General features: G+C 45.5%; 20 protein-coding genes and 1 other annotated feature. Of the genes, 12 read left to right on the top strand and 8 right to left on the bottom strand.

Going from position 1 to position 19,052, the window contains the following annotated elements:
* On the bottom strand, window positions 1-1,562 hold a 1,562-nt coding region (locus V5298_RS12260), incomplete at its 3' end, for a diguanylate cyclase domain-containing protein (RefSeq protein ID WP_332931736.1).
* A 226-nt stretch (window positions 1,563-1,788) separates the two neighbouring features.
* Here V5298_RS12260 and V5298_RS12255 point away from each other — a divergent pair.
* The gene (locus V5298_RS12255; protein WP_332931735.1) at window positions 1,789-2,541 is read left to right on the top strand and encodes a HugZ family protein; all 753 of its coding nucleotides are present in this window, start codon (window positions 1,789-1,791) and stop codon (window positions 2,539-2,541) included.
* Between the two features lie 54 nt (window positions 2,542-2,595).
* On the opposite strand, the gene V5298_RS12250 is transcribed toward V5298_RS12255, so the two are convergent.
* Complete coding sequence (locus V5298_RS12250; protein ID WP_332931734.1) at window positions 2,596-2,931, bottom strand: hypothetical protein; 336 nt, start codon at window positions 2,929-2,931, stop codon at window positions 2,596-2,598.
* A 203-nt stretch (window positions 2,932-3,134) separates the two neighbouring features.
* Window positions 3,135-3,252: a sequence feature (His leader region), on the top strand.
* Window positions 3,253-3,298: 46 nt separating this feature from the next.
* Between V5298_RS12250 and hisG the strand changes: the two genes are divergently transcribed.
* Genes hisG through hisIE form a run of 8 tightly spaced genes read left to right on the top strand, consistent with a single transcriptional unit; the run spans window position 3,299 to window position 10,396 of the window.
* Window positions 3,299-4,201 (top strand): ATP phosphoribosyltransferase, encoded by a 903-nt coding sequence (gene hisG / locus V5298_RS12245; protein ID WP_332931733.1) that lies wholly within the window; start codon window positions 3,299-3,301, stop codon window positions 4,199-4,201.
* Between the two features lie 6 nt (window positions 4,202-4,207).
* The gene (gene hisD, locus V5298_RS12240) at window positions 4,208-5,512 is read left to right on the top strand and encodes a histidinol dehydrogenase (protein WP_332931732.1); all 1,305 of its coding nucleotides are present in this window, start codon (window positions 4,208-4,210) and stop codon (window positions 5,510-5,512) included.
* Entirely contained in the window at window positions 5,509-6,591 is a 1,083-nt protein-coding gene (hisC, locus tag V5298_RS12235; RefSeq protein WP_332931731.1) for a histidinol-phosphate transaminase, read from the top strand. Before hisD ends, hisC begins: the two co-directional genes overlap by 4 nt.
* A complete protein-coding gene (hisB, locus tag V5298_RS12230) occupies window positions 6,588-7,658 on the top strand; it encodes a bifunctional histidinol-phosphatase/imidazoleglycerol-phosphate dehydratase HisB (protein ID WP_332931730.1) in 1,071 nt (356 codons plus the stop codon). Before hisC ends, hisB begins: the two co-directional genes overlap by 4 nt.
* Entirely contained in the window at window positions 7,658-8,260 is a 603-nt protein-coding gene (gene hisH, locus V5298_RS12225) for an imidazole glycerol phosphate synthase subunit HisH (protein ID WP_332931729.1), read from the top strand. Before hisB ends, hisH begins: the two co-directional genes overlap by 1 nt.
* Window positions 8,260-8,997, top strand: a complete 738-nt coding sequence (gene hisA, locus V5298_RS12220; protein WP_332931728.1) for a 1-(5-phosphoribosyl)-5-[(5-phosphoribosylamino)methylideneamino]imidazole-4-carboxamide isomerase — start codon at window positions 8,260-8,262, stop codon at window positions 8,995-8,997. The genes hisH and hisA overlap by 1 nt, the downstream gene beginning before the upstream one ends.
* On the top strand, window positions 8,979-9,764 hold the full coding sequence (hisF, locus tag V5298_RS12215) for an imidazole glycerol phosphate synthase subunit HisF (protein ID WP_332931727.1): 786 nt from the start codon (window positions 8,979-8,981) through the stop codon (window positions 9,762-9,764). Before hisA ends, hisF begins: the two co-directional genes overlap by 19 nt.
* An 11-nt stretch (window positions 9,765-9,775) precedes the next feature.
* Window positions 9,776-10,396, top strand: a complete 621-nt coding sequence (gene hisIE, locus V5298_RS12210; RefSeq protein WP_332931726.1) for a bifunctional phosphoribosyl-AMP cyclohydrolase/phosphoribosyl-ATP diphosphatase HisIE — start codon at window positions 9,776-9,778, stop codon at window positions 10,394-10,396.
* Here the strand turns inward: hisIE and V5298_RS12205 are convergent.
* Window positions 10,362-11,096 carry a substrate-binding periplasmic protein gene (locus tag V5298_RS12205; RefSeq protein ID WP_332931725.1) on the bottom strand — a complete coding sequence of 245 codons (735 nt, stop codon included), beginning with the start codon at window positions 11,094-11,096 and terminating at the stop codon, window positions 10,362-10,364. The two genes, hisIE and V5298_RS12205, sit on opposite strands and share 35 nt — an antisense overlap.
* A 325-nt stretch (window positions 11,097-11,421) precedes the next feature.
* Here V5298_RS12205 and V5298_RS12200 point away from each other — a divergent pair, with 325 nt between their 5' ends.
* The gene (locus tag V5298_RS12200) at window positions 11,422-11,874 is read left to right on the top strand and encodes an Hsp20 family protein (RefSeq protein ID WP_332931724.1); all 453 of its coding nucleotides are present in this window, start codon (window positions 11,422-11,424) and stop codon (window positions 11,872-11,874) included.
* Between the two features lie 96 nt (window positions 11,875-11,970).
* The gene (locus V5298_RS12195) at window positions 11,971-12,420 is read left to right on the top strand and encodes an Hsp20 family protein (RefSeq protein WP_332931723.1); all 450 of its coding nucleotides are present in this window, start codon (window positions 11,971-11,973) and stop codon (window positions 12,418-12,420) included.
* 85 nt (window positions 12,421-12,505) lie between these two features.
* On the opposite strand, the gene V5298_RS12190 is transcribed toward V5298_RS12195, so the two are convergent.
* The 5 genes from V5298_RS12190 to recR all read right to left on the bottom strand — a co-directional run bounded on the left by V5298_RS12190 (window position 12,506) and on the right by recR (window position 17,792).
* Window positions 12,506-13,633 carry an alanine racemase gene (locus tag V5298_RS12190; protein ID WP_332931722.1) on the bottom strand — a complete coding sequence of 376 codons (1,128 nt, stop codon included), beginning with the start codon at window positions 13,631-13,633 and terminating at the stop codon, window positions 12,506-12,508.
* 1 nt (window position 13,634) lies between these two features.
* Window positions 13,635-14,030: an MAPEG family protein gene (locus V5298_RS12185; RefSeq protein ID WP_332931721.1), complete on the bottom strand. Its 396-nt coding sequence runs from the start codon at window positions 14,028-14,030 to the stop codon at window positions 13,635-13,637.
* Between the two features lie 137 nt (window positions 14,031-14,167).
* The gene (gene adk, locus V5298_RS12180; RefSeq protein ID WP_332931720.1) at window positions 14,168-14,812 is read right to left on the bottom strand and encodes an adenylate kinase; all 645 of its coding nucleotides are present in this window, start codon (window positions 14,810-14,812) and stop codon (window positions 14,168-14,170) included.
* Window positions 14,813-15,122: 310 nt separating this feature from the next.
* Window positions 15,123-17,045 (bottom strand): molecular chaperone HtpG, encoded by a 1,923-nt coding sequence (gene htpG / locus V5298_RS12175; protein WP_332931719.1) that lies wholly within the window; start codon window positions 17,043-17,045, stop codon window positions 15,123-15,125.
* Between the two features lie 147 nt (window positions 17,046-17,192).
* The gene (recR, locus tag V5298_RS12170; protein WP_332931718.1) at window positions 17,193-17,792 is read right to left on the bottom strand and encodes a recombination mediator RecR; all 600 of its coding nucleotides are present in this window, start codon (window positions 17,790-17,792) and stop codon (window positions 17,193-17,195) included.
* 281 nt (window positions 17,793-18,073) lie between these two features.
* Between recR and V5298_RS12165 the strand changes: the two genes are divergently transcribed.
* Window positions 18,074-19,052: catalase (locus tag V5298_RS12165; RefSeq protein WP_332931717.1), on the top strand; the 979-nt coding region annotated here is incomplete at its 3' end.

Raw genomic sequence — 19,052 nt, 5'->3', positions numbered from 1 at the left:
TCTAACCCCACACATTGACCATCTTGATCCACTTTAGGTTGGTAGTAGACATCCAATTCCCGCTGCTGTAGCGCTTCATCTAACAGCATGGAAATTTCGTATTGCTCCAAAAATGCCTGACTGTATTTCTCGTTGTAGCCACTTATGGGGTTACTCTTGTCGGCATGTTTAAGGGCTTCGGTGGCATTCGCTAACACCTCGGCCCCATTTAAACCATGTTCTGGATAGTGGGCAAAACCAAACAAAAAGGTCTGCACACATTTACTGCCAAACACATTGTATGCCTCATCCAGTGTCTGTTTTATCCCCATAAGATGGTGTTCTTTTAAATCGTTTTGCTTATTGAGCACAAAAACCAATTTTCCAGCCCCAATATGGGCACACAAAAACGGGCCTTTTACGTTATTTTTCAGTCGATGGTATGCACTGACCAACATGGCCTGGGTATCACGCTTATCAAACTTTAAATTCACATACTCCATGTTCGCGCTTTGGGTCACAACAACATAAAATCCTTTGCGATACTTGGCAATAAACCGATTGCACTGAATTTCAAACCATTCGCGATTGGGCAGCTGCGTATGTGGATCGTAAAATCTTAAACGTTTGTTCTCCTGCTCCATTGAAGCCAAACTTTGTTCAACGCGCAGTTCATGGGTGCAATCATAAAATTCCACCATACGATAGCTATTTGCCATGATTTTTGAGGCGTTAACACGCAAGTGCCGTTGCCGATAAGTAAGCACCTGATTGACCAGCTTATTTGTTAATTTTAATTCGGGTAATAGGGTGGTTAGGCGCAATACGCCGTTTTTATTATGGGGCTTAAAGCCGAATAGCCGATCAGCCTGTAAGTTGCTATCGGTGATCATCAGATTTTCGTCCACGATCAATTGGGGTTTATTGCCGTCGATGAAAAAGGTTTTATACAGCTCATTTTTGGCTTTTAAGTGAGAGTTAGCCAAGCCCATTGTCATGTTCAGTCGGTTAGCAGAAACAATGGTACGTGCCACGGCCAAAGGCATACACACATTAAAAAAGACAAAAATAAGGCCTGAAATATAGACATTGGCCTCAGGTAACTGTTCGGTTATCCCCACGATACCGGTAAGATCAATATGATTAATGATCATATAAAACGGGATGATATTAAGTAAGGCATACACCAGCGCCGTTTTACGTCCAAGTAACATAAGGGCAATAATTGGGCATGAATACATGAAAATAGACCCGACTTCCGCTAACGCCAAATCGATCAAAAACAAATTCATGGATAGACTGGCAGCAACGATGGTCAGTAATAAGGTATGGGCGCAATAAAAATAGTATCTTTTACTGATTGCCAGCAGTACAAATAAGATAGAGACAAAGCTAAAGCAAAGCGCTACCACATAGAAAAGATTAAGTTGTAAAGCTTGGGTAAATGTATGCCCTGCAACCATGGCACAAACAATTAAGCCAGAGGTTAAAATAATACGTAACGCGCTTATTCGCCAATTAGCCACTTGTTGCGATGACGTTTGCTCATCTGCGAGTAAGAAAAACTTATTAATCGCTAACATAATTTATAATTATTAGAATGGTAATCCAAACATAAACTATAAAACCGTAGCATTCAATAGCGACTGATTTAAAAGAAATTTTTAGTAACCACAGAAATAAAATTCACGGGTAAAAACGTGTTAACTGCACCTATATTATCGCGCTATTTTCATACCCAGGTTGCATTACGTCTACGTGAAGGCAAGCCTCCACTTGTGACGGGTTAACTTATTTAGAGGACCTACTATGTCTATTCATACCCTTGCCCTAGAGGCAAAACATCTATGTCGTCGCCAGCATTCTGGCGTATTAGGCACCCAATCAACCTCAATGCCGGGTTACCCCTTTGGCTCCATTGTCCCCTTTGTCTTGGATCATAACGGCAATGTTCTTATTTATATCAGTGATATCGCATTGCATACACGAAACATAAGAGCGGATAATAAAGTCAGTTTAACCATCTTTGACCCCGCAGAAGACGACTCCCAAGCCAATGCCCGGGTAACCATTATGGGCAATGCTGAACTTGCCGATAGTCAAAGCAATGCGCAGCTTTATTTTCAGCTGTTTCCCCAAGCCAAGGCCTATCAACAAACCCATGACTTTCACTTTTACAAAATTAATGCGGTACGGGTAAGGTTTATCGGTGGCTTTGGAAAAATTCATTGGATTGATGCAAATACTTGGCTGACACCACCGGCAGATTGGCATGCAACAAGCCAAAATATGATTGACCATATGAATAATGATCATCAAGAAGCCATGGGAGAAATTCTAAAACATTATGCCAATGTGCAAACACAACATTCCCAGATGCTCAGTGTTTTTGCAGAAGGCGCACATTATCTTACAGATAAGCAACAAGTGGTTTTTGTTCCCTTTGAGGAGATCTGTACGGATGCAACAAGTGTACGAAAAGCCTTAGTAAAACAAACCCATACAGCAAGAGCCGCAAAGGAAGTTGAATGTAGCGACTCGGTTAACAACGGATACGCTTAAACAGGCTATCGCAAGAGACGCCCATAGACCGATGAATAAAAACCCATCGGCAGATTAAATATAAATGTCCAAATGCTTAAAGCCCCCGCTGTCTTTATCCTGGCTATCCGGCTTATCGTCTTTTTCTGCTGGCGTCGAATCCTCTTGTGCATCCTCGCCCTTCGACGCTGGCGATTTCTTTTGCCTTTGAGGTTGCTGCTTTGCCTCCCTATCGTGCCGTTCTTCTTGCACTTTTTCCGTGACGCGGCGCTCTTCATCGTGCTCCTGGCGCTCTTCCTCACTTAGCGCTTTCGTTTCAGAACTTTTATTGATTTTCTTGACCCGGTCATCCACCGTCACCGGCACCTTTCCTTCCCGGGGAAGGATGGGGAAAATAAGATCGTTAACCATGTATACTCCTTCGACCCGTTACAAACATTTCACAAAAGTAGACATTTTAAGGGTAATATCTACATAGATATACCTTATGACTAAAGAATTAGTAGAATAATTCCCCTAAGGGCAAAATAAGGGTTGATTTACCTTAATCAATTAGCTACTGTTTGCGCCGTTAAAAAGATTGGAAAAAGTTTCATGTTAAATTGCGCTGCTAACCATCACCACCATCATATAGCATAGCCTTTCAGGTTCGTGCTGGAAGGTTATTGTCTCCTTCCAGTGGCGCAGATGAAAAAATTCTCGACCCCCGGAAGGAAACTTCCGGGGGTTTTTCGTATTAGCAGCTTCATATTCAGGTTTAAAAAAGAGGAATGTTCACATGAGTGACAGCAAACGTCTGCGTATTGCAGTTCAAAAGTCAGGCCGTCTTAGCGATGACAGTATCGCGCTGTTAAAGGCAATTGGTATTAAACTCTATATTCGTGACCGTTTACTCATTGCGCATTCTACTAATGAGCCCATCGATTTACTTCGCGTACGAGACGATGATATTCCTGGTCTGGTTATGGACGGTATCGTTGATCTCGGTTTTATCGGTGAAAATGAGCTGGAAGAAAAAATGCTTGAACGCCAAGCAGCAGATAAAGCAGCCGACTTCGAAGTGTTACGTCGCCTTGATTACGGCGGTTGCCGACTGTCTATTGCTGTGCCTCAAGAAATGGAATATCAGGGGATTCGTTCACTTGAAGGCAAAAAAGTGGCCACCACCTACCCTTACCTTCTGGAACGTTATTTCAAAGAAAACGGCGTGAATGCTCGGGCCGTTATGCTTACCGGCTCTGTGGAAGTGGCACCTCGCGCTGGCGTTGCCGACGCAATTTGTGATCTGGTCTCCACCGGCGCCACGCTAGAAGCCAATGGTTTGGTGGAAGAAGAAGTAATTTTCCGCTCTAAAGCCGTACTCATACAACGGGCAGACGGGGCTTTATCTGACGAAAAACAAGCCTTGGTAAACCGTCTTGTACCTCGTATTGATGGCGTGATCCAAGCCAAAGAAAGTAAATATATTATGCTGCACGCGCCTAAAGCCTATTTAGAGCAAGTGAAAAGCCTGTTACCGGGTGCTGAAAATCCAACGGTTTTACCTCTAGCGGGTACCGAGGACGCGGTTGCTGTTCACGTTGTTAGCCCAGAAGATTTATTCTGGGAAACCATGGAAAAACTCAAAGCCCTGGGATGTCGCTCTATCCTGGTTATACCAATTGAAAAAATGATGGGTTAAGCAGTCATGATAACTTGGTCTTCACTTTCTGAACGGGAAAAAGCAGAAGCCTTGGCACGCCCGGTGATGAAAAATTCAGACAAACTACGCACCACGGTTGCGGATATGCTCGATGCCATCCGTAATACCGGTGATAAAGCAGTACTGGATTATACTCGCCAATTTGACTGTGCGTCTTTACAAGGCTTGTCTTTATCTGTGGCCCAGCGGGATTCCTTAGCCGCCCGGGTAAGCGATACGGTAAAGGCGGCAATTAACACCGCCTTTGACAACGTGAAACAATTTCACGAAGCACAACAGCCAAACGATATTACCCTTACCACCACGCCTGGCGTGGTGTGTGAGCAACGGTTTACGGCTCTCGATGCCGTTGGCCTATATATTCCAGGCGGCAGCGCCCCGCTTCCCTCAACGGTATTGATGCTGGGCGTACCCGCTTTAGTGGCAGGCTGCGCACGAAAAGTCCTGTGTACGCCACCGAATCAAGCCGGTGAAATTGCGCCAGAGATAGCGTATGCGGCAACGCGCTGCGGCATTGATGAAATATACCTTTGCGGTGGCGCTCAAGCCATTGGCGCCATGGCCTTTGGCACTGACTCCATCACCAAAGTGGATAAAATTTTCGGCCCGGGCAACAGCTTTGTTACCGAAGCTAAACAACAGGTCAGTCAACGTCCGGATGGTGCAGCCATTGATATGCCCGCCGGCCCCTCAGAAGTTTTAGTCTTAGCAGACAACAATGCCGACGCCAGCTTTGTGGCCTCAGATCTGTTATCCCAAGCGGAACATGGTCCTGATTCACAAGCCATTTTAGTGACCGATAGCGCCGAGCTGATTAGTGCCACCAAAGCAGAAGTGACCCGTCAGCTTGCCACGCTTTCCCGTACGTCCATCGCGTCTCAAGCCATGGAAAACGCCCGTTATATTCTCACTGAGGATATGCCAAGTGCCATCTCGGTAAGCAATGCTTACGCGCCAGAACACTTAATTGTACAAACAGATAATGCTCGGGATTTACTGCCTTACATTAAATACGCCGGTTCAATATTTGTCGGTAAATGGTCGCCGGAATCCGCAGGCGATTACGCCTCGGGTACTAACCACGTATTGCCGACTTACGGCTATGCTCGCAACTATTCAAGTTTGGGGCTGCTCGACTTCATGCGCCGCTATACGGTGCAGGAATTAAGCGAAACCGGTATGCGAAATCTAGGCCCCGCCATCATGACATTGGCTAAAGCAGAAGGGCTTGATGCCCACGAACAAGCGGTAGCGCTGCGCATGGCGGCCCTCACAGGAGAACCGTCGTGAGTAGCTTGGTGAATAGTTTAATCAATAAGAATTTAATCCCGCTTAAGCCTTATGAATCGGCCCGACGTCTGTATTCCGGGGGACAGGATTGGCTCAATGCCAATGAATCGCCGTTTTCCAACGACTATGATGTGGATAGCAGTCATTTTAACCGATACCCATCCTGTCAGCCCAGTGAGGTGATTGGCAACTACGCCCGCTATGCTGGCGTAAGTACGGATCAACTGATTGTTACCCGTGGCGCAGATGAAGGTATTGAGCTACTTATCCGCACGTTTTGTACACCGGGAGAAGACAGCATTCTTATCTGTCCGCCGACCTATGGCATGTATGCCATCAGTGCGCAAACTTGTGATATAGGCGTAAAGACAGTTCCCCTTAACGATGATTTTTCGCTGGATGTTGAGGGCATTTGCAGTACAGACAATGTCAAAGTCGTGTTTATTTGTGCGCCCAACAATCCCACGGGAACGCCGGTGGCAAAAACTCAGGTAGAGACAGTGCTTAACCACTTTGCCAATACCGCTTTAGTGGTAATAGATGAAGCCTACATTGAATTTGATGCCGCCAGCAGCTGGGTAAAGGCCTTAGCTGACTACCCGAATCTGGTGATACTGCGCACCTTATCCAAGGCCTTTGCATTGGCAGGATTACGTTGTGGCTTTACCTTAGCCAACGACGATGTGGTGGCCGCACTAATGAAAGTGATTGCGCCCTACCCCATTCCTGAGCCTGTGGCGCAAATTGCCGCCGCGGCACTGTCAGAAGAAAATATCGCCCGTTTAAATGATCAAGTTAGCGTCATCAATGCTGAAAAACAACGTCTTACCGAGGCTTTGGGCAACATTGATGAATTTACCTTAGTGGGCGATACCAAAGCCAATTTTGTCCTATTTCGCTATGCGCAAAGTACGGAACTCATGGCTTATTTGGTCAGCAAAGGCATGTTGATCCGCGATCAGTCCAAACAGGTCAATTTACAACATTGTCTGCGGGTTACCGTAGGCAGTCCCGAGCAAAATGATCGCTTGCTTGGCCTTATTCATGAATTCCGATCACAAACAGGAGCCGCCAAATGAGTCAGCAAGCAATCCTCTTTATTGACCGGGATGGCACCCTGGTAGAAGAACCACCAGTAGATAAGCAACTCGATAGCTTGGAAAAACTGGTGTTTGAACCCGATGTCATTCCTGTTTTACTTAAACTCAAAGCCGCCGGCTTTTCGCTGGTCATGGTGTCGAATCAGGATGGTTTAGGTACCGATAGCTTTCCCCAAGCCGATTTCGACCTGCCCCATCATGCCATGATGGCGGTGTTTGAAAGTCAGGGTGTTACCTTTGATGATGTGCTGATATGCCCACATTTTGAATCTGACAACTGCACCTGCCGTAAACCCAAATTGGGATTGGTGAAAGAATACCTCCAACAAGGCCGAATAGATTTTACCCGTTCCTATGTTATTGGTGATCGTATTACCGACATGCAATTGGCCGAAAATATGGGTATCAAAGGCATTCAATACAGCCGGGATGTCACGAACTGGAAAGCCATTGAGAAACAATTACTGGCATCATCACGAATTGCCGAAGTGGTGCGAACCACCTCTGAAACCAACATTCGCGTGCGAGTTGATCTTGATTCGCAGGCCAAGTCGACCATTCATACCGGCATGGGCTTTTTCGATCATATGTTGGATCAAATTGCCACCCATGGCGGTTTCGAAATGCAGGTGAATGTGGATGGCGATTTACATATCGACGATCACCACAGCATAGAGGACACGGCTTTGGCGTTGGGCGATGCCCTTAAAAAAGCCTTGGGCAACAAGCGTGGCATTGGCCGTTTCGGCTTCGCCTTACCCATGGATGAATGTCGCGCCGAATGCATTATGGATATCTCGAATCGTCCATACTTGAAAATGGATGTCGAGTTTAGCCGCGACAAAGTGGGTGAAATGGCCACAGAGATGGTGCCACACTTCTTTTATTCCCTGGCACAAAGCATGGGATTATCCTTGCACTTGTCCACCACTGAAGGCAATGCACACCACCAGGTAGAAAGCCTGTTTAAGGTATTTGGTCGCGCCCTTCGTCAGGCAATTACCCGTCAAGGTGATGCCCTGCCTAGCAGTAAAGGAGCATTGTAATGGCGCAAAAAATTGTCATAGTAAATACCGGCTGTGCCAATATTTCCTCCGTACGATTTGCCTTAGAACGACTTGGCGTGACAGTAGAAGTCTCGGACAATTTATCGGTGATAAAATCGGCGGATAAAGTTTTCCTACCTGGCGTAGGCAGCGCCTTTGCGGCCATGGGCAGTATTGAAAGCAAACAACTCACAGACACCCTCCGCGGGCTCACGCAGCCGGTACTGGGTATTTGTTTAGGTATGCAATTGATGGTGGAAACCTCGGATGAAACTTCCGACGGCGTTATACAATGCTTAGGCCTGATGCCCGGTCACGTAGCACGCCTTCAATCCAATGGTCTCAGGCTACCCCATATGGGCTGGAACACCATTACGCCAGAAGAAAACAGCCCCTTATTCAAAGGCATACCCGCAGATACCTATTTTTATTTTGTGCACAGCTTTGCCGTGCCTGTTTATGATAAAACCTTGGCGAGCTGTGAATATGGGCAACGTTTTTCTGCGGCACTGCATTCAGATAACTTTTTTGGTGTTCAGTTTCACCCTGAACGCTCTGGTGAAGCCGGAGCACAACTGTTAACGAACTTTGTGGAAATGTAATGATAATTCCTGCCATAGATTTAATTGATGGGGCGGTTGTGCGCTTGTTTCAGGGTGACTACAACCAAAAAACCCAATACGAAAAAGATCCTGTGGACGTAGTCCATGACTACGCGAACCAAGGTGCTCAGTGGCTTCACATTGTGGATCTCACCGGCGCCAAAGACACCAGCAAACGTCAACTTAGCCTAATTCGCCGTATGGTCGAAACAAAACGCATGAAGTTTCAATGTGGTGGCGGTATTCGTAGCGAAGACGACGTGGCGCAGCTGCTTGACGCAGGCATAAGCCGGGTTGTTATTGGCTCTTTGGCAGTAAAAGAGCCAAAACGGGTGCAAGGCTGGATAGAAAAATACGGCGCGGAACACATTGTTCTGGCGTTGGATGTGAATATAGACCACAACGGTCAGCGTATGATTGCTACCCACGGTTGGCAAGAAAACTCCGGCGTGGCATTGGAATCACTGCTTGCCAGTTTCGACAAAGTGGGCGTTAGACATGTGTTGTGCACCGATATTAGTCGCGATGGTACACTGCAAGGCAGTAACGTCTCTTTGTACGAAGATGTTTGTGGTAAATTCCCGCAAATCAGCTGGCAAGCATCCGGTGGTATTGGTGGTCTTGATGATATTCGCGCTTTACGCCCTACCCAAGTAGGCGGCGTCATTTTAGGCCGTGCCCTGTTAGAAGGTAAGTTCACCGTCGAGGAGGCCATTGCATGCTGGCAAAACGGATAATACCCTGTTTAGACGTACGAGATGGCAAGGTGGTCAAAGGCGTCCAGTTTAGAAACCACGAAATTATCGGCGATATTGTGCCGTTAGCAGAACAATATGCCAAAGCCGGTGCCGACGAATTGGTCTTTTATGATATCACCGCCAGCTCGGATCAACGGGTCGTTGATAAAAGCTGGGTAAGTCGCATTGCCCAAGTGATTGACATCCCTTTTTGTGTGGCAGGCGGCATCAAGTCAGTGGAAGATGCTGGTCGCATTTTAGAGATGGGCGCAGATAAAATTTCCATCAACTCCCCCGCCCTGACGAACCCAGATCTTATTAATCAACTTCATGACATCTATGGTCAGCAATGTGTGGTTATTGGTATCGATAGCTTTTACAACAAAGAAAGCGGCCGTTACGACGTTTACAAATTTACTGGTGATGCCTCACGCACTCAACAAACCCGATGGCATACCATAGATTGGATCAAAGAGGTACAGCAACGAGGGGCTGGCGAGATTGTCCTCAATTGTATGAATCAGGATGGTGTGCGCAAAGGCTATGATATCGACCAACTGTCAACGGTACGGAAAGTCTGTAACGTGCCGTTAATTGCCTCAGGCGGTGCCGGTGCAATTGAACACTTTACCCAGGTATTTAAAGATGCTGACGTAGACGGCGCGTTAGCCGCATCGGTTTTCCACAAAGGCATTATTGATATGCAGGAATTAAAAGATACCTTGTCTGCTCAGGGTATCCCCATGCGACGTCGTCACAAAGGTTAAGGATTTTAAAAATGATTATTAATTTAGAGAATATGGCATCACTGGCATGGGAGAAAATGGAAAACATGCTTCCTGTGGTGGTGCAAGATGCGGTATCAGGCAAGTTATTGATGCAAGGCTATATGAATCAACTGGCACTGCAAACAACACTGGAAACCGGCAAGGTCACCTTTTTTAGTCGTTCCAAGCAACGTTTATGGCAAAAAGGCGAAACCTCGGGCAACGTATTAAGCCTTGTGCAAGCTGGCAGCGATTGTGACAACGACGCAATTTTAATTCTCGCCAACCCCAAAGGGCCCACTTGCCATACCGGTAAAGAAAGTTGCTGGTATGATAATCAGCCCGCGGCCTACACATTTTTGGCCGATCTTGAAAAGGTATTGGCAGCGCGCAAATTTGCGGATCCCGACTCCAGTTATACAGCATCCCTTTATAGTAGAGGCATAAAACGCATTGCCCAAAAAGTAGGGGAAGAAGGTGTGGAAACGGCACTTGCAGCCACCGTTCAGGATAAAGAAGAGCTTAAAAACGAAGCTGCGGACTTACTTTATCACCTCACCGTATTGCTTCAGGCCAGTGATTTATCGATGAAAGATGTTATCGACGTTCTGCAATCTCGTCATCAGAAATAGACGAATAACCCAGTTGTTGTGCGGCTTCTCTTAATTTCGCCACAACAGCTGGGGCCATATTCTTATTCACTGCAAGATAACCTTCAACGGAAAGTTCTGGGATCTTCAAATAGGTTTTAAGCGCCCCAGGATCAACCCCTATTTCTTTGGCGGTGCCGGCGATAAGCGCAGGATCCTCAATAATAAAATCCACCACACCACGTAACAAATAATTCCAAGAACAATGAATATCGGCACACACTAGCAGCTGCTTTTTTTCCCGAAGTCCTTTGTCGATAAGCCACCGATAACTGATGTCATCCCGTTGAACGGCAAAGGTATTATTTTGATAGATATCGCCAAAGTCTTCCTTACTTTGTCTATGGGTAAGCCCCACCACAGCCAAATTAAATTGGGAAACCTTAGCTATCCAAAAAAATAACTTGTCACGCTCTTTGGTTTTCGCCATGGAATAAATCAGCGTGTTAGGATCACGGGCCGCCCGATCATAGGCCCTCGCCCACGGATAGAGTCTAAAATCTCCCGTTAGGTTGGCTTGTGTGATGATGTTTCTGACTTTTTCCGTTGCTTCACCCGCAACGTTACCGTTTTCGTCGAGATAATGGTACGGCGGCGACGCTTCAGTAACCACTGTGAGCTCTTGCCCATAGATAGCTACTGAAAACAAACAACACAAAACCAATGTGATGACAGCTTGCATATTGCTACAACTCGTTATGTTTATGTTTTGTACACTAGCATTCTTTTTCACTAATAAAAATATACTATTTAGCAAAAGTTAAAACACCTTTACTACCACTACCTTACCCCCAATGTATGACAAAATGAGTTTATAATCATACTGATATAGCCTTTATACTCGCCTAAATGCAGTAGGTAATAAATTTTTTTAATTTTTTTTGTTGAAAAAAGAAAAACCAGGCCTATATATAAATTGTCGGTGCTTGATAGCAAGGCTGACAAAACCGCCGCCGCAATGTCGGGGCACATTAATTAACATATTGCTTATTCATGAGGATATGACTATGCGTACTATCGATCTATCTCCACTTTACCGTTCTTTTATCGGCTCTGACCGCTTAGCGTCTTTAGTTGATGCGGCGTCTCGCAGTGAAAACCAACACACTTACCCCCCATATAATATTGAATTATTGGGCGATGATAAATATCGTATTTCCATGGCTGTAGCCGGTTTCGGTGCCGATGATGTAGACATCGTGGCAGAAAATAACGTGCTCACCGTCAGTGGTAAAAAGTCTGATGAAGAAAAAAATTCGAACACCAAGTTCTTACACAAAGGTATTTCAGAACGGCAGTTCCAGCGCAAGTTTCAGCTTGGTGATCATGTCAAAGTAACAGGGGCAGATTTGCAACACGGTTTACTGCATATCGAGTTGGCTCGGATTGTTCCCGAAGCGAAAAAACCGCGTCGAATTCAAATAGGTGGTCAGTCAATTAACACTGGCGACAAAGCGTAAGATTTTTTCGAGCCTGTCAAAGGCAGGCTCTTTACACCGTTGATTGCCGATATCGGGGTCAACAATCACATATTGCTTAATAGGAAGGGTATGATTATGCGTACAATTGATTTATCTCCACTTTATCGTTCATTTATTGGTTCAGATCGTCTTGCTACATTTATTGATAATGCGGCACGGTTTGAAAACCAAAGTACATTTCCGCCTTACAACATTGAATTACTGGAAGAAAACAAATACCGCATTGCCATGGCAGTGGCTGGGTTTTCTGATAATGAAATCCAAATAGAAGTTCAGGAAAACACCCTAACGGTATCCGGTAAAAAAGAGGCGAAGGAAGAAAAAGACGATCGTAGGTTTCTCCATAAGGGAATATCAGAACGGAATTTCGAACGTAAATTCCAGTTAGGCGACCACGTCAATGTAATTGGCGCCGCTCTCAAAGACGGATTGCTTAACATCGATTTAGAACGCATTATTCCTGAATCGAAAAAACCCAAACGGATAGAAATTGGTAAACCTGCCTTGGAAAACAAAGCAGAATAAATAAAAAACGGCACCCTTTTCGGTGCCGTTTTTCTTTTTCACTCCCGCTACTGAGCAAAACGTATTTTGATGTTAAGCGTCTCGATTACCAACCGTAAGCGCTTTGCCAGACGTCGCAGACCGTTTTATTATCCTGAGTTACATGATATTGCTGGTACTGCCCTGCCGTTGCACAAGCATGATTTGGCAGTATGCGAAGCATGTCACCGTAGCCAACCCCCTCTTTGGGCAAAGATAAGCCCTCTTTATGCTTTATAATACCGTGCTCTTGATTCGTATCCGCCACATACCAGCCTTCTAAGATAGTTCCACGACTATCAGCCACCAGCCCATAGCCGTGTTTATCTGAGCCCTTATCCCGGGATAACGCCATCCACCCGGCATCCACAAGCACCCAGTTCTTATCCCGTTGATGGCCGATAACGCTGGTGAGTACACTAAGCGCGATATCTTTTTGTTGGCAAACATGTAAATCAGCCATCACGAGATCAAAGGTGGCATAAACACCGGCGCGCAATTCCGTAATGTTCGCGCCCGTATAATCAATACCGGCAAGCACAGTGGGTGTGGAACCCACCGACACGGTGTCACAGTCAAAACCGGCGGCAGCTAAACGCTTTGCAGCTAACGATGTACGAGCACATTCTTCTTTAGCCATGGCTTTTTGTGCATCCATCGAATGGCAGTCGTATGAAGCTCCCGCATGGGCCATCACGCCACAGAAAACCAGCCCTTTCCCTGCACTTAGGCAGGCCGCGGTCTCAACGAGCACATCACTTTGAGGGGCAACCCCAGCTCGGTGATCATCCACATCCAGTTCAATTAATACCCGTAATGGAGGCGTAAGGTTTTGCGTATGTTTGGCTAAGTATTGTGCGGCCATTAAGCTATCCACCACCACACAAACCCGAACACCTTGCTCAAGTAAAGATATCACCGCAGGCAATTTATTGGGCGTCATACCTACCGCATACAGGATATCGGTATAACCGGCATTGGCAAAATACCGAGCTTCACTTAATGTTGAAACCGTAATGGGGGACGGTAATGGCGCATAAATCGCTGCCCCTTCCACGCTCTTAAGTGTTTTTACATGGGGGCGAAAAGTAAGCCCTGAACGAAGAACAAGACTATGCATACGGGATGCATTGGCGCTTAATTTATTTTTATCAATAAGACAAAGCGGCGTAATAAGGGAAGAAAAGCTATCCATATTAAATGATGTAATGAATCATAAATAAATTGGTGCCTGCTAAAAAGAGCATGGATAAAAACGTCATGATCATACCAACGAAACGTTGCCAGCTCGTGCCCTCGTGATGTAACAAGCCATACGCATGAAATACCCGCCCGAATAGCAACACACAGCCACCCACATGAAGTACCCACTGATGCGGATGCAGGCTTTCCAGACACGCCAGCAAAATAAGGGTAATGGGCACATATTCACTGAAATTACCATGCACCCGAATGGCGCGGCTAAGATCAGCATCACCACCGTCTCCTACCCCGACCCGAGCACGTCGCCGATGGCTAATGACTAGAAATGACAGATATAAATAACATAACGCCAGTAAGCTGGAATAAAAACCGGTAACAGGTAACCCCATAATTATCCATTTGAAAATCGACTTTGTCTTTATTCTGGCAACTAAAGTGCAAAGTAGCAAAACCTTTTAACGACGCTTACAAATCCATTAAAAAAGGCTGCCTAATGGCAGCCTTTTTCATACCGTACAAATTAACCTTAACCTAACAGTTCGGCTAATTCTTTACTCACTGCTTCCACAGGTTTTGTGCCATCTAATTTATGGTATTCACAATTGCCCTGTTTTGCCTCGGCTGAGTAATAATCTACTAACGGTTTAGTCTGCTCATGATAAACACCTAAACGTTTGCGCACTGTCTCTTCTTTATCGTCATCACGAATGATCAGATCGTCGCCAGTTTGGTCATCTTTTCCGTCTACTTTAGGTGGGTTATAAACCACATGGTAAACACGGCCAGATGCCGGATGTACACGACGTCCTCCCATGCGCTCGACAATCACATCGTCAGGCACATCAAATTCGATACAGTGGTCAACCGCCACACCCGCTTCTTTCATCGCATCGGCTTGGGGGATCGTGCGAGGGAAACCATCTAAAAGAAAACCTTGCTTACAATCATCTTGGGCAATGCGTTCTTTTACCAAACCAATAATAATATCATCGGATACCAGTTTACCCTCATCCATAACCCGTTTTGCCGCTAGGCCAAGTTCTGTTCCTGCCTTGATAGCTGATCGCAGCATATCACCAGTGGAAATCTGGGGAATACCATATTTCCCCATCAGAAATTGTGCCTGAGTTCCTTTGCCGGCTCCTGGTGCGCCGAGAAGAATAATTCGCATGTTGCGTTCTCCGCTTTATTTTCTAAACTGCTCAGCACTTTACACATTAACCCCATGCGAAACAAGCCCACAACAAGTGCCGACACTGAATATACGACCTATGTCGCATACTTTATAGACAATAGTTGTATACGCAATAACAGCCGCGATACATAGTCCTTTTAAGCATGGTTGAAAGTGTACAGTGCACATCAAAGCTATTATGTTGATTTTAAAAAAGAAGTTTTCTTTAACACTAAAAAATAGCCAGACATAAAAAAACAGGCCATGAAGACCTGTTTTTTGTTAATTAAATTACTGAATAATGGCCTTATTTTGCCATGGTCATCAGCAAGCTGTTCAAATTACGAACAAAGGAAGAGGGATCTTTTAAGCTCCCTTGCTCGGATAAAGCCGCTTGGTCAAACAAGACTTCAACCCATTGATTAAAGAGCACTTCATCCTGTACATCCGCCAGCTTGCGAACCAGTTCATGTTCAGGGTTAAGTTCAAAGTGATATTTTACTTCAGGGACAGTTTGACCGGCAGCCTGCATCAGTTTCATCATCTGCGTGGTCATACCATTTTCATCTGCAGTGATAACCGCCGGAGACTCGGTCAATCGATGGGTAAATTTCACGTCGATAACTTTGTCACCCAATGCAGATTTCACCCGTTCAAGTACGCCTTCAACTTCTTTTTCTGCTTCTTCTTTGGCTTTCTTCGACTCTTCGTCATCCAGATCGCCTAAGTCTAAATCACCTTTAGCAATAGATTGGAACGCTTTCTCTTTGTACTCGGTGAGGTGTGACATCAACCACTCGTCGATACGCTCACCCATCAACAATACCTCAATGCCTTTCTTACGGAAGATTTCGAGGTGAGGACTGGTTTTCGCCGCCTGAAGGCTATCTGCAGTAACAAAATAAATCTTGTCCTGTCCCTCTTTCATCCGCTCGATATAGTCATCAAGGGAAACTGACTGGGCATCAGACTCATCATGGGTGGATGAGAAACGTAGCAAACCTGCCACTTTTTCTTTATTGCTAAAGTCTTCGGCTGGGCCTTCTTTAAGCACGTTACCAAATTCTGCCCAAAACGACTGATACTTCTCTTTGTCGTTTTTCGCCATCCGCTCAAGCATTTGTAATACGCGCTTAGTACAACCTTGACGCAAGGTCTGGGTGACCTTGTTATCCTGCAAGATTTCACGGGAGACATTCAAAGGCAGATCATTGGAATCCAGCAAACCTTTCACAAAACGTAGATAGGTCGGCATAAATTGTTCAGCATCATCCATAATAAAAACACGCTGAACATACAGTTTTAATCCGTGACTTTGATCACGATTCCACATATCGAAGGGCGCCTTGCTAGGAATATACAGCAAACTGGTGTATTCGCTCTTCCCTTCCACTTTATTGTGCGCCCAGGCCAGAGGATTGGCAAAATCATGGGAAATATGTTTATAAAATTCTTTATATTCGTCTTCGGAAATATCGGATTTTTCACGAGTCCAAAGCGCTGTCGCTTTGTTAACCGCTTCCCATTTTCCAGGCTCAGCAGGAATTTTCTCGCCATCAGGGCCATCACGCTCAGGCACTTCGTCCTTCCACATTTGTACCGGAATACTAATGTGATCGGAATATTTGCTAATAATGGAACGCAAACGCCAGTTATCAAGGAATTCTTTTTCATCGTCGCGAACGTGCAAGATGATTTCAGTACCACGGCTTGGCTTGTTAAGTTCAGCAACAGTGAATTCACCTTCACCGTCCGAGATCCACTCTACACCTTCAGATGCATCAACACCGGCTGCCCGGGTGCGTACCGTTACCTTATCGGCAATAATAAAGGCCGAATAGAAACCCACACCAAACTGTCCGATAAGTTGAGAATCTTTTGCCGCATCACCAGATAAACGACTAAAGAAATCTTTCGTGCCGGATTTAGCGATGGTGCCTAAATTCGTAATCACCTCGTCACGGGTCATACCAATGCCGTTATCGGCAATAGTAATCGTACCAGCATCACTATCAACGCTGATTTTCACGTTCAATTCGCCATCACCTTCGAACAAGCCATCGTTCTCTAGTGCTTTAAAACGCAACTTATCGGCTGCATCGGCGGCGTTAGAAACCAATTCACGAAGGAATATTTCTTTGTTTGAATACAAAGAATGAATCATCAGATGCAAAAGTTGTTTAACTTCTGTCTGAAAACCATGTTTTTCTTGATGGGCTGCTTCAGCCATAAACCAGAATCTCCTAGCTATACGGTTTAATTTTCAGACTAGAAGATAAGGTCATCCAAAGGAATTTCAACCTTTGGAAGGCGGGTTTTTTCGTTTCACTCTGATTCTTTGCGCAAGTAAAGAACATTCCCCTTGACGCGCGAAAAGCTAAAGCTTACGGCGACCGGAGAAAGCGTGGGTAAGGGTGCTGCCGTCTACGTACTCCAACTCGCCACCTACCGGCACCCCATGGGCGATGCGGCTGGCGTCGATACTCAGTTCCTGACAAAGCTGGGCAATATAATGAGCGGTGGCTTCACCTTCCACAGTCGGGTTTGTTGCGAGGATCACTTCACTGATTGATTCAGATTTAAGCCTGCTTTCCAGCTCATTCAGTCCAATATCCGCCGGACCAATCCCGTCTATTGGCGATAAATGTCCCATCAACACAAAATAGGTACCTTTGAAACTTAATGTTTGTTCAATTGCCAAAACATCCTGAGGGCTCTCCACCACACATAAAATACCACTATCCTGACGTTCGGGATGGGCACAAATATCGCAAATAGATTGCTCTGTAAAAGTACGACAAACCTGACAATGCCCAATATGCTCCATGGCATTTTGCAACGCAGTACTGAGCCGGTTTCCACCGTCTCGATTTCGTTCCAACAAATGAAATGCCATACGCTGTGCGCTTTTTTCCCCAACCCCAGGTAAACAGGTCAACGCACCAATCAGCTCACTTAACAACGGGCTATACTTCATGTAAATAAAAACTTAACACTGTGATAGTAGTGTCGTAATGGTACGCTGTCTTATTGTAATTGGGCAAATTAAATAACCCAGAATGTGGCAACCTTGTCTAATAAAACGTCACTTTTCTACCAATAAACCTCCGCTGGATCAATTCATCGTTATCGCCTTGCGCAATAACAAGCCGAGTGCTATGAATTGTTTTATAGTTTATCTATGTACTCCAGCTCGTGCTTTTCATTACCTAGGCATGTTTGTCTTCACCACAAATTCCATAACAGAAGGAAAATAGGATGAGCGATTCTAAATGCCCATTTGACAAGACTCCCCTCACCACCGACGGTGGTGCCCCCGTTGTCGATAACCAGAATAGTTTAACCGCCGGCCAGCGTGGCCCCATCTTGGCCCAAGATCTCTGGCTCAATGAAAAACTGGCGAATTTTGTTCGCGAAGTGATTCCAGAACGTCGTATGCACGCCAAAGGTTCCGGCGCTTTTGGTACTTTTACGGTGACAAACGACATCTCCCAATACAGTTGTGCAAAGGTTTTCAGTGAAGTTGGCAAACAAACAGAAATGTTTGCCCGCTTTAGTACCGTAGCCGGCGAACGAGGCGCCGCCGACGCAGAGCGGGATATCCGCGGCTTTGCATTAAAGTTTTATACCGAAGAAGGGATCTGGGATATGGTGGGTAACAATACCCCGGTATTCTTTCTTCGCGATCCTTTGAAGTTTCCTGATCTCAATAAAGCGGTGAAACGGGATCCCAAAACCAATATGCGTTCGGCCACCAATAACTGGGATTTTTGGACCTTACTACCAGAAGCCCTGCATCAGGTCACCGTTGTAATGAGTGATCGTGGTATACCCGCCTCTTACCGTCACATGCATGGATTTAGCTCCCATACCTACAGTTTTTGGAATAAAGATGGCGAGCGCTTTTGGGTAAAAATGCATTTTCGCACTCAACAAGGCATTAAAAACCTTACCGATCAGGAAGCCGCTGAGCTGGTCGCTACTGACCGTGAGAGTCACCAAAAGGATCTCTTTGAATCCATTGAAAATGGCGATTTCCCGAAATGGAAAATGTATATTCAGGTAATGCCAGAAGCTGAAGCTGAACAGGTGCCCTACCACCCCTTTGACTTAACCAAAGTTTGGCCGAAAGGCGATTATCCCTTAATTGAAGTGGGCGAGTTTGAGTTAAACAAAAACCCAGAAAACTACTTTGCCGATGTAGAGCAAGCCGCCTTTGCACCAAGTAATCTTGTAC

The organism is Alteromonas sp. 14N.309.X.WAT.G.H12 (genome assembly GCF_036697315.1).
Lineage (GTDB): Bacteria > Pseudomonadota > Gammaproteobacteria > Enterobacterales > Alteromonadaceae > Alteromonas.
Note: the sequence above shows the minus strand (reverse complement) of the source record. Positions and strands in the feature narration are given on the sequence as shown.

Excerpts from the sequence above, each read along its gene's own strand:
- hisB (WP_332931730.1), top strand. The coding sequence starts at position 6,588 with ATGAGTCAGCAAGCAATCCTCTTTATTGACCGGGATGGCACCCTGGTA.
- hisD (WP_332931732.1), top strand. The coding sequence starts at position 4,208 with ATGATAACTTGGTCTTCACTTTCTGAACGGGAAAAAGCAGAAGCCTTG.
- hisH (WP_332931729.1), top strand. The coding sequence starts at position 7,658 with ATGGCGCAAAAAATTGTCATAGTAAATACCGGCTGTGCCAATATTTCC.
- hisA (WP_332931728.1), top strand. The coding sequence starts at position 8,260 with ATGATAATTCCTGCCATAGATTTAATTGATGGGGCGGTTGTGCGCTTG.
- V5298_RS12190 (WP_332931722.1), bottom strand. The coding sequence starts at position 13,633 with ATGGATAGCTTTTCTTCCCTTATTACGCCGCTTTGTCTTATTGATAAA.
- V5298_RS12255 (WP_332931735.1), top strand. The coding sequence starts at position 1,789 with ATGTCTATTCATACCCTTGCCCTAGAGGCAAAACATCTATGTCGTCGC.
- V5298_RS12205 (WP_332931725.1), bottom strand. The coding sequence starts at position 11,096 with ATGCAAGCTGTCATCACATTGGTTTTGTGTTGTTTGTTTTCAGTAGCT.
- htpG (WP_332931719.1), bottom strand. The coding sequence starts at position 17,045 with ATGGCTGAAGCAGCCCATCAAGAAAAACATGGTTTTCAGACAGAAGTT.
- V5298_RS12195 (WP_332931723.1), top strand. The coding sequence starts at position 11,971 with ATGCGTACAATTGATTTATCTCCACTTTATCGTTCATTTATTGGTTCA.
- V5298_RS12185 (WP_332931721.1), bottom strand. The coding sequence starts at position 14,030 with ATGGGGTTACCTGTTACCGGTTTTTATTCCAGCTTACTGGCGTTATGT.
- hisG (WP_332931733.1), top strand. The coding sequence starts at position 3,299 with ATGAGTGACAGCAAACGTCTGCGTATTGCAGTTCAAAAGTCAGGCCGT.
- adk (WP_332931720.1), bottom strand. The coding sequence starts at position 14,812 with ATGCGAATTATTCTTCTCGGCGCACCAGGAGCCGGCAAAGGAACTCAG.
- V5298_RS12200 (WP_332931724.1), top strand. The coding sequence starts at position 11,422 with ATGCGTACTATCGATCTATCTCCACTTTACCGTTCTTTTATCGGCTCT.
- hisF (WP_332931727.1), top strand. The coding sequence starts at position 8,979 with ATGCTGGCAAAACGGATAATACCCTGTTTAGACGTACGAGATGGCAAG.
- recR (WP_332931718.1), bottom strand. The coding sequence starts at position 17,792 with ATGAAGTATAGCCCGTTGTTAAGTGAGCTGATTGGTGCGTTGACCTGT.
- hisIE (WP_332931726.1), top strand. The coding sequence starts at position 9,776 with ATGATTATTAATTTAGAGAATATGGCATCACTGGCATGGGAGAAAATG.
- V5298_RS12250 (WP_332931734.1), bottom strand. The coding sequence starts at position 2,931 with ATGGTTAACGATCTTATTTTCCCCATCCTTCCCCGGGAAGGAAAGGTG.